This is a genomic window from Fontimonas thermophila (assembly GCF_900113085.1).
GTDB classification, from domain to species: Bacteria; Pseudomonadota; Gammaproteobacteria; order Nevskiales; family Nevskiaceae; genus Solimonas; species Solimonas thermophila.
Genome location: NZ_FOOC01000013.1, coordinates 19,806 through 31,364 on the forward strand (window position 1 = coordinate 19,806; position 11,559 = coordinate 31,364).

An 11,559-nucleotide genomic window follows, 5' to 3' on the forward strand; every position below is an offset into this window, starting at 1 on the left:
TAGCACAGGGAGGATGCGCACACGCCAGATGGCAAGAGAAATGTCGGACGCGTTGCGCAAATCCGCCAGGTGTGGGGATACCCGTGTCGATGGGACTCTACGGCTTTTGTATCGCGGCGAGGGTTTCGTCGACGGCGCGGCGCACATTGTCCAGCTCACGCCGGTTGGGTGCCCCGACCGGCAGGCTGGAGGTGCGCCGCAACCATTCCTCCAGCGCCGATGCCGTCTGACGCAGACTGGCGAGGTGGTAGAACGCGGCAGTACCGCGCAGCGTGTGCGCGGCCTCGCGCGCAGCGGCAAGGTCGCGGTGGTCAAAAGCGCGTTCCAGTTCGCGGAGCTGTTGCGGCAGTTCCTCGCGCAGCAGCGCGAGCAGCTCGGGATCGGCAGCCAGGCGCGCGGTGGCGGGCTGCACACTGCCCCGCGGCGGATCGAGATGGCGCCGCAGGGTTTGCTCGTCGAAGGGTTTGATGAGGATGGCATCGGCGCCGGCACGCAGGAATTCGGCACGTTCCTCCGGTTCCAGGTGGGCGCTGATGGCGAGGATGCGGCAGCGGTTGTCGCCAGTCTCCTCGGCGCGGATCTGGCGCGCGCAGCCGGGTCCGTCCACTCCCGGCATGTGGGCATCGAGCAGCACGATCTGCGGACGCGCACGTCGCCACAGCTCCAGGGCGGTGCGGCCGTCCCCGGCTTCCAGGGTCTCGATGCCGAGACGGCGGCACAGCGCACTGATGTAGCGGCGGTTGGTGACGTTGTTGTCGGCGACGAGGGCACAGCGGGCAGGTGTCTCCGGTGCGGGGACTGCATCGGGAGCCGTGGTCAGGCGCAGGATTTCGTCGTGCAGCCGCTGACGTCCGATGGATTTGGGGTGGCAGGCGGCGGCGCCGGCATCGCGCAGGCTTTCATGCACGCTCAGCGCGGCCGAGGCGACCAGCGCGAGCAGCGGCGGCTGGTGTTCGGCACAGGCGGCCAGCGTGGCGCGAAACGGCGGCAGTCCGCGGTCTCCGGGCTTGAGTCCGAGGATCACGAGATCGGGTTTGGCCGACGGTGCGGCCGTGCGCAGCGCCTCGGCGAGCGCTTCGGCATCGGTGAAGCTTCTGACCTGCATGCCCCAGAACTGCAGCCAGTGGACGAGGGCGAGCCTTGCCGTGGCATGCGCCTCGAACAGCCACACGCTGCGGTCGGCCAGACGCCGATCGTACGACGGCGAAGATTCGGCCTCGGCGATGAGCTTGCACGGCAGCAGTACGCTGAACGTCGAGCCCTTGCCCGGCGTGCTTTGCAGGCTGATTTCACCGCCCATTAACTCGGTGAGCTTGCGTGTGATCGACAGCCCCAGTCCGCTGCCGCCCTGGGCGGATCGCCCAACCTGACGGAAAGGCTGGAACAGCCGCGCCTGCTGTTCTTCGGAGATCCCGATACCGGTATCGGTGACCGAGAAGCGCAACCAGGTGCGGCCGGCGTCTTCGCGCTCGCGCATCACGCGCACGACGACCTCGCCGGTTTCGGTGAACTTGATCGCGTTCGACAGCAGGTTGGTCAGGATCTGGCGCAGGCGCTGCGCGTCCCCGCGCACTTGGCGCGGCACGTCGTGGTAGACGATGCGCACCAGCTCCAGGTCCTTGTCGTAGGCCAGCGGTGCGAGCAGTGTGCAGGTGTCTTCGACCAGATCGATGACGTCGAGCGTTTCCTCGTTCAGGCGCAGCCGTCCGGCCTCGATCCGGCTCCAGTCGAGCAGGTCGTTGATCATCGTCAGCAGCGAGCGTGCCGATTTTTCGAGCATGTCGAGCTGCTGTGACTGCTCGGCATCAAGTCCCGAGCGGCGCAGCAGGTCGGCATACCCGAGGATGCCGGTCAGCGGTGTGCGCAATTCGTGCGAGAGGCTCGACAACAGCTCACTCTGTGCGCGTGCCTCGTCCTGTGCCTGGTTGGCGGCTGTGCGCAAGTGTTGATTGGCCTGCGCCAGGGCGTCGCGCTCCTCGCGCAGCCGCCGGGTGTGTTCCTCCACGCGCTGTTCGAGTCCGGCGGAGAGCGTGGCGAGCTGGGCGCCCAGCCGGTTGGCGGCGCGGGCGAGCTCGCCAAACGCGCCGGGCAGATCTTCCGGCAGCCGGGTCTCGCTGCGACCGTGACCGAGCGCGCGCAGGCCGACGATCAGCGCATCGAAGAGCTGCCACTGCCGACGCAGCGTCCACAGCGCCGTTGCCAGCGCACCCAGGCCGAGCGCGCCGGCGACGATGCGCACGGGCGTGTCGATTGGCGCATCCGCAAACGCGGCGAGCAGGCCCAGCACCGCGGCAAGCAGGCCCAGCAGCAGCAGGACCGCGCCGCCCGGTGGCCAGCGTCGCGGAGTCGGGTCTGTGTGCACTCGTTTCACCGTTTCAGGCTCCGTGCCCGGTAAAATTCGCCAATGACTTACCCCACGCTCGCCGATTGCATCGGCAACACCCCTTTAGTCCAGTTGCGCCGGCTGCCGGGCATCGGCAGCAACACGCTACTGGCAAAGCTCGAAGGCAACAACCCGGCCGGTTCGGTCAAGGACCGGCCGGCGTATTCGATGATCCGTCGCGCCGAGGAGCGCGGCGAGATCAGGCCGGGCGACGTGCTGATCGAGGCGACCAGCGGTAACACCGGCATCGCGCTGGCAATGGCGGCGGCGGTGAAAGGCTACAAGATGGTGCTGATCATGCCCGAACACCTGTCGGTGGAGCGGCGTGCGGTCATGAAGGCGTTCGGTGCCGAGCTGATCCTGGTCAGCCAGCAGGCGGGCATGGAAGGCGCGCGCGATCTGGCGTTGCGCATGCAGGCCGAGGGCCGCGGCAAGGTGCTGGATCAGTTCGCCAATCCGGACAACCCCCGCGCCCATTACGAGGGCACCGCGCCGGAGATCTGGCGTGCGACGCAGGGGCGCATCACGCATTTCGTCTCCTCCATGGGCACCACCGGCACCATCATGGGGTGCTCGCGCTACTTCAAGGAACAGAATCCGCAGGTCCAGATTGTCGGTGTCCAGCCCGACGGCGAGTCGTCCATTCCCGGCATCCGCAAGTGGCCAGAGGCCTATCTGCCGAAGATTTTCGAGCCCGAGCGTGTCGACCGCATCATCGAGGTTAGCGCCGCCGACGCCGAGGAAACGATGCGCCTGGTGGGGCGTGTCGAGGGCTTGTTCTGCGGCCCGAGCTCCGGTGGCGCGCTGTGGGCGGCGTTACAGCTGTGCCGGCAGGTGGAGAACGCCACCATCGTCACCATCATCTGCGACCGCGGAGATCGTTATATCTCCACCGGCGTCTTTCCCGCCTGAGCACGGCAATGCGCGAAACCGTCCTCGTCTTTGACATCGAAACCGTGCCCGACCTCGACGGTGGCCGGCGCGTGCTCGGGCTGGACGGCATGAACGACGCCGAAGTCTGGGCCGCGATGAAGACGCTGCGCCAGGCCGAGCGGGGTAGCGACTTCATGCCGCCGCACCTGCAGCGTGTGGTGGCGATTGCCGTTGCGCTGCGCCATGGCGACGACGGTTTCAGGGTCTGGTCGATCGGTGACGAGCAGGCGTCGGAAGGCGAGCTGGTGCAGCGCTTCTTCGACGGCATCGAAAAATACCGTCCGCTGCTGGTGTCCTGGAACGGCGGCGGCTTTGACCTGCCGGTATTGCACTACCGCGGTCTGCTGCACGGGTGTGTTGCGCCACGTTACTGGGACACTGGTCATTTCGACCGTGATGCGAAGTGGGACAACTATCTGGGGCGTTACCAATTCCGCCATACCGACCTGATGGACGTGCTCGCCCTCTACTCGGGCCGCAACAATGCTCCTTTGCACGAGATTGCCCTCCTGCTCGGCTTGCCGGGCAAGCTCGGCATGGATGGCTCCAAGGTGTTCGAGGCCTACCGCGCAGGCCGTCTGCGCGACATCCGTGCCTATTGCGAAACCGACGTGCTCAACACCTATCTGGTGTACCTGCGCTTTGAGCGGATGCGGGGGCGGCTTAATCGCGAGGCGCTTGCCGAGGAAGAAGGGCGCGTGCGCCGCTTCCTCGAGGCCAGCGAGGCCGCGCACTGGGCGGAGTTCTTGCACGGCTGGGTGTGCTGATGGGCAGACGCAAGTCTGTGCCGGATGGCGAGTTCGTGGCCGAGATCCTCGATCTCGATCACGAGGGTCGCGGCATCGCCCGCATCCAAGGCAAGGCGACGTTCATTGCCGATGCGCTTCCCGGCGAGCGTGTGCGCTTCAAATACCGGCGCATCGGCAAGGATGCGGACGAAGGCCAGTGTGTCGGACTCGAGCAGGCGAGTCCCTACCGTGTTACGCCGGTGTGTGCGCATTTCGGGCGCTGCGGCGGCTGCTCGATGCAGCATCTGGCACCGGAGCAGCAGATCCTGTTCAAGCAAAAGCAGTTGCTCGATCAGCTCGCGCGGATCGGCAAGGTGGTGCCGTCGGAAATCGCAGCGCCCCTGACCGGTCCGATCTGGGGCTACCGCCGGCGCGCGCGCCTGGGCGTCAAGTTCGTGCCCAAAAAAGGCGGCGTGCTGGTCGGTTTTCGCGAGCGCGAATCCCATTTTCTCGCTGCGCTGGAGACCTGCCCGGTGCTCGATCCGCGCATCGGAAGCAAGCTGCGCCAGCTGGGCGAGTTGATCGGCCAGATGTCGATCCGCGACCGGATACCCCAGGTGGAAGTCGCCTGCGCCGAGACGGTGGCGCTCGTGTTTCGCGTGCTTGCGCCGCCGAGCGCATCCGACCGCGCGCGACTCACCGAGTTCGGTGTGCGGGAGGGGTTCGACATCTATCTGCAGCCCGCCGGTATCGACAGCATCGAGCCGCTGGTGTCGCCAACTCCGGCGCTCGAGTACAGCCCGGATGGGTCTGATCTACGTCTGCGCTTCGCGCCTTGCGATTTCATCCAGGTCAATGGAGTGATCAGCCAGCGCATGGTCGTCCAGGCCCTGGACTGGCTGGGCATCGCGTCCCAGGACCGGGTACTCGAACTGTTTTGTGGTCTTGGCAATTTTTCGCTGCCGCTGGCACGGCGGGGGGCGCGGCTCACCGCGGTCGAGGGTGATGACGCCCTGGTGTGCCGGGCGCGCGAGAACGCACGGCGCAATGGTCTGGATATCCGTTTTGAAAAAGCGGACTTGTTCAATACCAGCGCCGATGCGGTCTGGCTGCAGCCGGCATTCGACAAGGTTTTGCTCGACCCGCCACGCGCCGGTGCGCGCGAGATCCTGCCGCTGGTGGCTGCGCGAGGACCGGCGCGCATCGTTTATGTGTCCTGCCATCCCGGCACACTGGCGCGCGACGCCGGCATTCTCGTGCACGAGTATGGGTATCGGCTCGTGCGCGTCGGGGTGATGGATATGTTCCCGCATACCGGCCATGTCGAGAGTATGGCCTTGTTCGAGCGGGCGGCCTGATGGTTTGCCCGGGCGGTGGTGATCGAGGCTGAAGAGCGATGGCACTGGAGATCGAACGCAAGTTTCTCGTCGTCGGGCAGGGCTGGCGCGCGCAGGTGCGCCGCTCGGTCGAGATCCGCCAGGGTTATCTGGGCGGCGAGGGAGGACGCGCCTCGGTGCGCGTGCGGCTGCAGGGGAATGCGGCATCGCTGAACATCAAAGCCGCGGTCGTTGGCCGCGCGCGTACCGAATACGAATACGACATTCCCTACGCAGACGGCCGGGAGATGCTCGATACGCTGTGCGTGGGCCGGATCGACAAGATCCGCCACTACGTGGAATGCGATGGTCTGACCTGGGAGATCGACGAGTTCGGCGGTGACAATGCCGGCCTCGTCGTCGCCGAGGTCGAGCTCGCGTCTTTGGATCAGGTCTTCGTGCGGCCGCCGTGGCTGGGGCGTGAGGTCACCGAGGATCAGCGCTACTACAACCAGTATCTCGCGCTGCATCCGTACCGGAGCTGGCCGGATGCGGATTGACATCGATCTCGGCAGCCAGCGGCTGCGTCTGATCGACGGCGCGCGTGTGCTGCGCGAATACCCGGTCTCGACCGCCGCGAACGGCCCCGGAGAGATCGCAGGGTCTGGCTGCACTCCGCGCGGCCGTCACTACATCCGTGCGAAAATCGGCGCCGGTTTGCCGCCGGGGGCGGTGTTACGTGCACGCCGCTGGACCGGGGAAATCTGGACGCCGGCGCTGCACGCGCGCTATCCGGGCCGTGATTGGATCCTGTCGCGCATCCTCTGGCTGTGCGGCTGTGAACCCGGACGCAACCGGCTGGGCTGTGTCGATAGCTTCCGTCGCTATATTTATCTGCACGGCACGCCGTATGCCGAGACGCTCGGTACGCCGCAGTCCAAGGGCTGCGTGCGGCTGCGCAACGAAGACATCATCGAGTTGTTCGAACTCGTCCCCCCGAGAACCGAAGTTGATCTCCACGAATAAGAAATCCGCGCAACCGCTGGGTCCTTTGATGGTCGATGTCGGCGGGCTCGAGCTCACCGACGAAGACCGCGAGATCCTGCGTCATCCTCTGGTCGGCGGCGTGATTTTGTTCACCCGCAATTACCGCGACCACGAACAGCTCAAGGCGCTGTGCGATGCGATCCTGTCGCTGCGCAGGCCACGGCTGCTGCTCGCGGTCGATCACGAGGGTGGGCGCGTGCAACGCTTCCGTGTCGGATTCACCCGCATCCCGGCGATGCGCACCTTCGGCAGCCACTACGCGGAAGATCCGGCGGCGGCGCTGCGCAGCGTGCGTGACTGCGGATTCACCATCGGCCGCGAGCTGTCGGCCTTCGGCATCGATCTGTGCTTTGCGCCGGTGCTCGATCTCGACCATGGCGTCAGCGCAGTCATCGGCGACCGTGCGTTCGCCGACCATCCCGATCTCGTCATCGCACTCGCGCGGGAGTTCCGTGCCGGGCTCAATGCGGCGGGTCTCGTGGCGACCGGCAAACATTTTCCCGGGCACGGTGCAGTGCGCGCGGATTCGCATGTCGAGCTGCCGGTGGACCGGCGTGCCGAGGCGGAGCTGCGCGCGGCCGATCTGCGGCCGTTCCAGGCGCTGATCGCCGACGGCCTCGAGTCCATCATGATGGCGCACGTGCGCTACCATGCCGTGGACGAGATGCCGGCTTCGCTCTCGCGCAGGTGGATTCGCGGCATCCTGCGCAAGGAGCTGGGGTTTGCGGGCGCCGTGTTCTGCGACGATTTGTCGATGGGCGGCGCCGCGGTTGCCGGCACGATGGAGGCGCGCGCACGCCTGGCGCTCGCCGCCGGATGCGACATGTTGCCGGTCTGTAACGACCGGGCCGCGGTCATCGGCTTGCTCGATGCGCTCAAGACGCTCAAGCCGTCCAGGGCGGCATCGCAGCGCCTGCAGCGCCTGTACCGGCGGGTTCCGTGACGGAGGATCTGCGATGGGTGTGACGCCGGAAGAAGCGCAGCGTGTGCTCGCAAACGCGGACTGCCTGCACGACGAGCGTGCGGTGGCGCAGGCCTACGATCGGCTCGCACAGTCGATCACCGCGGCGTACGCCGGGCGCAATCCGCTGCTGCTGTGCGTGATGATTGGCGGGTTGCATGCCACTGCACAGATCACCACGCGTCTGCAGTTTCCGTTCGAACTCGACTACCTGCATGCGACGCGCTATCGCGGCGCCACCCAGGGCGCCGGCCTGGTCTGGAAACGCCAGCCGGATGTCGCGCGCATCGAGAGCCGTGACGTGCTGGTGATCGACGACATTCTCGACGAGGGTCACACCCTGGTGGCGATCCGCAGTGCGCTGCAGGGGTTTTCGCCGGCATCGCTCGCTGTCGCGGTGTTGGCCGAAAAACGGCATGGTCGTCGCGCCCCCGGCGCGCATGCCGAATTCATCGGTCTTGCCGTTGAAGATCGTTATGTCTTTGGCTGCGGCATGGATTACAAGGAATACTGGCGGCAACTGCCGGCCATCTATGCGGTGAAAACAGCGTGACGACATCCGATCCACACACCCCGTCATCCCTTGTTGCCGTCATCGGCGGCACCGGCATGAACCAGTGGCCGGGGCTCAGTATTGAACGGTGGCTCGTCCTCGATACGCCATATGGTGCGCCCAGTGCGCCATTGGTGCTGGGGCGCGTTGGCAGCATTCCGGTGCTGTTTCTCGCGCGCCACGGCGAGGGCCACAAGCTGCCGCCGCATGCGATCAATTACCGCGCCAATCTGTGGGCTTTGCACCATGCCGGTGTTCGCACGATCGTTGCGATCGCCGCGGTGGGTGCGATCGCGGAATGGTTTGCGCCCGGCGCGATCGCGATCCCGGAAGACCTCATCGACTACACCTGGGGTCGGGCGCACACCTATTCCGATGGCCGCGACGGTTCTGCATTGCGTCACGTCGAGTTCACGCAGCCCTATGCCATGCGGGTGCGCGCGGCCTTGCAGGCCGCCGCCGACAGCGCTGGTGTTGCGGTTGCCGGCGCAGGCGTGATGGCGGTGACCCAGGGGCCGCGGCTGGAATCCGCGGCCGAGATCCGCCGGCTGGCCCGCGACGGCGCCGACATGGTCGGTATGACCGGCATGCCCGAGGCGGCACTCGCCGCCGAGCTTGGAATCGACTACGCCTGTCTCGCCGTATCGGTGAACTGGGCGGCCGGTGTCAAAGGTCTGGGCAGCATCCATGCCGAGATCGAACAGTCGATCGAAACCGGAATGCGCAAGGTGCGGGCCGTTCTGTCCGAGGTGCTGCCCATGCTGTCCACCGCCACGGGCTGAGCCGTCTAATCGTGCATGCATCGCCCGGCGGCGATGGTATGCCCGTCGGGGCAAGCCAAGGCTGGTACGTGGCCAGCGCTTGCCCAACGCCGCACTACGCGTCACCATTTCCGCAGGGCAGACCCGCGAGGCGATCGTCAAGTGCGATGCATCGTCGGTCCGAGCCCCGCATCGAGGAGGAGACCATGCGTGTATTCAGGGCCGCACTGGCGGCGGGTTGTGTGATTCTGGCGTCGGCTTCGGTGGTCTCGGCCAAGGTCAGTCCTGAAGAGGCCGCCCGCCTGGGTCGCGATCTGACGCCGGTCGGCGCCGAGCGTGCCGGCAATGCCGACGGGACGATCCCTCCCTGGGAGGGTGGGTTGACCCAGTCACCGCCGTGTTACCGCGGCGAGGGTTCGCGTTACTGCGACCCGTTTCCGGACGACCGGCCGCTATACACGATCACCAAGGACAACGTTGCGAAGTACCGCGACAAGCTGTCTGCCGGACAACTGGCGATGCTTGAAAGATACCCCTCGACCTATCGGCTCGAGGTGTATCAGACCCGGCGCACCGCGGCCTTTCCGGATTTCGTCTATGAAGCCACGCGCCGCAATGCGCTGAACGCGACCCTCGAATTCGAGGGCGAGTCGCTCAAGGGGGCGATTCTCGGGTTTCCGTTCCCGATTCCCAAGTCCGCGCAAGAGGTGATCTGGAACCACAAGCTGCGCTATCGCGGCGTTGGCGGTGCGCGCTGGAACAACCAGGCGGCGGTGACGCCGTCGGGGGCTTATACGCTGGTCGAGATCACCGAGGACGTGAAGTTCCCGTACGCCTCGCGCACCGCAACGCCGGAGTCGATCGGCAACATCATCATTTACTTCCTGCAGATCGTGCGCAATCCGCCGCGTCTCGCCGGCCAGATCACGCTGGTGCACGAGACCATGGACCAGGTGCGCGAGCCACGCCGCGCCTGGCAGTACAGCCCGGGCCAGCGCCGCATCCGCCGCGCGCCGAACGTCGCTTACGACAATCCGAGCACGGCGTCCGACGGCTTGCGCACGAACGACCAGCTCGACGGTTACAACGGTGCGACCGATCGCTACACCTGGAAGCTGCTCGGCAAGAAGGAAATGATCATTCCGTACAACTCATACAAGCTGCACAGCGATCAATACAAGTACAAGGACATCATCCTCAAGGGCCACATCAACCAGGCCCTGCCGCGCTACGAACTGCATCGCGTCTGGGTCGTCGAGGGAACGCTGCGGCCAGGCACGAGCCACATGTTCAAGCGCCGCGTGTTTTACGTTGACGAAGACAGCTGGGGCATCGTGCTCGTCGATCTGTATGACAACCGTGACCAGTTGTGGCGCTGGCAGGAGATGCATACGTTCCAGGCCTATGACAAACCATTCGTCGCGCCGCCGGCGATGGAGACGGCCTACGACCTGCAGTCGGGACGCTACATCGCCTACTCGATGAACAACGAGTCGCCCGAGACGATCGAGCGCGATTTCGACGAGAGCTATTTCGATCCGAGCAACGTCATGAAACGGACGTTCAAGTAAGCCCGTCGACTCCGCCGTCCACAGGAGTACACAGCGCCGACCCGAGGCTTTCCCTGTGCTCCTGGTGCCGGCGGGTTCGATGGGGTTTAGTTCTCGGCGTAGTCGAGATCGATACCGTAGGTTTCACGCAGACCGATCAGCGCGACCGATGCGAGCGCAAAGACCACCGCGCCGATCGCCAGCGTCGCCGGCACGATCCCCAGCGTCGGCATCAGGGCGCCAAGTGCCAGGGTGACCGGCACCGTCGCGGCCCGCACGAAGTTGGGCACGGATGTCGCCACGGTTGCGCGTACATTGGTGCCGAATTGCTCGGCACCGCAGGCGAGGAAGACCGTCCAGTAGCCCTGCGCCAATCCCATCAGGCCCATGATCACGCAATAACTGTGCACGCTGTGGCCGTCACCGAGTAGCAGCATCAGCGTCAAGACGGCCATCGCGGCCAGGCTCGCGGCTATGACGCGGCGGCGGCTGTGCAGCCATTCGCTGATGATTCCGGACATGGCGCTGCCGAGCGCAAGGCCCACGGATTGCCAGCGCAGAACTTCGGAGACGGTCAGCGGGGCCGGCAGTTGCAGGGCACGGCCGTATTCCGGTGCGAAGTTCACGAACAACGCCGAGGCGTACCAGATCGGCACGCCGACCGCGATCACCGCCAGATAACGCAGCAGCAGCCGCGGCCGGGTCAGCAGCAGCTGCGCCTGTCCGCCGCCGCGGGCCTGTTGTTCCTCGAACATGCTCGATTCTTCGAGCACCCGCCACCGCAGGGCCAGCACCAGCAGGCCCAGGCCGCCGCCGAGCGCATAGGCCCAGCGCCACGGCAGTTGATCACCGCTGAACGAGGCCGTCAGTGCGCCGAGCAGCCCCAAAAATGCGATGACGGTGGTGCCGTAGCCACGCCGGTGCTTAGGCAGCAGCTCGGCGACCAGGGTCACGCCGGCGCCGAGTTCGCCGGCAAGTCCGATGCCGGCGAGCAGGCGTAGCCAGGCATACTGCTCGACGCTGGTGACAAAGGCATTGGCGAGGTTGGCAAGCGAATACAGCGTAATCGTGGCGAGTAGGGCGAAGCGTCGGCCGAGGCGGTCGGCGATCACGCCCCAGAGTACTCCGCCGACGAGCATGCCGAGCATCTGCAGGTTCAACAGGATGATGCCCCAGCGCGTGCTGTCATCGCCGGTGAGTCCGAGATCGGCGAGCGAGGCGACGCGCACGACACCAAAAATGACGATGTCGTAGAGATCGACGAAATAGCCGAGGGCCGATGCGATGACGGCGAGAATCTGGGTGCGGGTTGCGTGTGGAGTCATGG

Annotated in this window: 11 protein-coding genes; 9 read left to right on the top strand and 2 right to left on the bottom strand. The window is 65.9% G+C overall.

Annotation, left to right across the window (positions count from 1 at the left end; translation table 11 throughout):
- Positions 1 to 97: 97 nt before the first annotated feature.
- A complete protein-coding gene (locus tag BMZ48_RS11095) occupies positions 98 to 2,371 on the bottom strand; it encodes a hybrid sensor histidine kinase/response regulator (protein WP_091535140.1) in 2,274 nt (757 codons plus the stop codon).
- A 33-nt stretch (positions 2,372 to 2,404) separates the two neighbouring features.
- Here BMZ48_RS11095 and cysM point away from each other — a divergent pair, with 33 nt between their 5' ends.
- The 9 genes from cysM (at position 2,405) to BMZ48_RS11140 (ending at position 10,253) form a co-directional block, all read left to right on the top strand.
- Positions 2,405 to 3,295 carry a cysteine synthase CysM gene (cysM, locus tag BMZ48_RS11100; protein WP_091535142.1) on the top strand — a complete coding sequence of 297 codons (891 nt, stop codon included), beginning with the start codon at positions 2,405 to 2,407 and terminating at the stop codon, positions 3,293 to 3,295.
- An 8-nt stretch (positions 3,296 to 3,303) separates the two neighbouring features.
- Positions 3,304 to 4,083 (top strand): 3'-5' exonuclease, encoded by a 780-nt coding sequence (locus BMZ48_RS11105; RefSeq protein ID WP_091535144.1) that lies wholly within the window; start codon positions 3,304 to 3,306, stop codon positions 4,081 to 4,083.
- Positions 4,083 to 5,402 (top strand): 23S rRNA (uracil(1939)-C(5))-methyltransferase RlmD, encoded by a 1,320-nt coding sequence (rlmD, locus tag BMZ48_RS11110; protein ID WP_091535146.1) that lies wholly within the window; start codon positions 4,083 to 4,085, stop codon positions 5,400 to 5,402. Before BMZ48_RS11105 ends, rlmD begins: the two co-directional genes overlap by 1 nt.
- 38 nt (positions 5,403 to 5,440) lie before the next feature.
- The gene (locus BMZ48_RS11115; RefSeq protein WP_091535149.1) at positions 5,441 to 5,920 is read left to right on the top strand and encodes a CYTH domain-containing protein; all 480 of its coding nucleotides are present in this window, start codon (positions 5,441 to 5,443) and stop codon (positions 5,918 to 5,920) included.
- Positions 5,910 to 6,386, top strand: coding sequence for a L,D-transpeptidase (locus BMZ48_RS11120; RefSeq protein ID WP_091535152.1), 477 nt, complete (start codon positions 5,910 to 5,912; stop codon positions 6,384 to 6,386). Before BMZ48_RS11115 ends, BMZ48_RS11120 begins: the two co-directional genes overlap by 11 nt.
- On the top strand, positions 6,370 to 7,350 hold the full coding sequence (gene nagZ, locus BMZ48_RS11125) for a beta-N-acetylhexosaminidase (protein ID WP_234981619.1): 981 nt from the start codon (positions 6,370 to 6,372) through the stop codon (positions 7,348 to 7,350). The genes BMZ48_RS11120 and nagZ overlap by 17 nt, the downstream gene beginning before the upstream one ends.
- A 13-nt stretch (positions 7,351 to 7,363) precedes the next feature.
- Positions 7,364 to 7,921, top strand: coding sequence for a hypoxanthine-guanine phosphoribosyltransferase (locus BMZ48_RS11130; RefSeq protein WP_091535157.1), 558 nt, complete (start codon positions 7,364 to 7,366; stop codon positions 7,919 to 7,921).
- Positions 7,918 to 8,703, top strand: coding sequence for an S-methyl-5'-thioinosine phosphorylase (locus tag BMZ48_RS11135; protein WP_234981620.1), 786 nt, complete (start codon positions 7,918 to 7,920; stop codon positions 8,701 to 8,703). Before BMZ48_RS11130 ends, BMZ48_RS11135 begins: the two co-directional genes overlap by 4 nt.
- A 185-nt stretch (positions 8,704 to 8,888) precedes the next feature.
- A complete protein-coding gene (locus BMZ48_RS11140) occupies positions 8,889 to 10,253 on the top strand; it encodes a DUF1329 domain-containing protein (protein WP_091535212.1) in 1,365 nt (454 codons plus the stop codon).
- Between the two features lie 86 nt (positions 10,254 to 10,339).
- Here BMZ48_RS11140 and BMZ48_RS11145 read toward each other — a convergent pair whose 3' ends face one another.
- Positions 10,340 to 11,557, bottom strand: a complete 1,218-nt coding sequence (locus tag BMZ48_RS11145; protein ID WP_091535162.1) for an MFS transporter — start codon at positions 11,555 to 11,557, stop codon at positions 10,340 to 10,342.
- Positions 11,558 to 11,559: the final 2 nt, after the last annotated feature.

Coding starts and splice junctions, on each gene's coding strand:
- cysM (WP_091535142.1), top strand. CDS start 2,405: ATGACTTACCCCACGCTCGCCGATTGCATCGGCAACACCCCTTTAGTC.
- BMZ48_RS11105 (WP_091535144.1), top strand. CDS start 3,304: ATGCGCGAAACCGTCCTCGTCTTTGACATCGAAACCGTGCCCGACCTC.
- rlmD (WP_091535146.1), top strand. CDS start 4,083: ATGGGCAGACGCAAGTCTGTGCCGGATGGCGAGTTCGTGGCCGAGATC.
- BMZ48_RS11115 (WP_091535149.1), top strand. CDS start 5,441: ATGGCACTGGAGATCGAACGCAAGTTTCTCGTCGTCGGGCAGGGCTGG.
- BMZ48_RS11120 (WP_091535152.1), top strand. CDS start 5,910: ATGCGGATTGACATCGATCTCGGCAGCCAGCGGCTGCGTCTGATCGAC.
- BMZ48_RS11130 (WP_091535157.1), top strand. CDS start 7,364: ATGGGTGTGACGCCGGAAGAAGCGCAGCGTGTGCTCGCAAACGCGGAC.
- BMZ48_RS11140 (WP_091535212.1), top strand. CDS start 8,889: ATGCGTGTATTCAGGGCCGCACTGGCGGCGGGTTGTGTGATTCTGGCG.
- BMZ48_RS11145 (WP_091535162.1), bottom strand. CDS start 11,557: ATGACTCCACACGCAACCCGCACCCAGATTCTCGCCGTCATCGCATCG.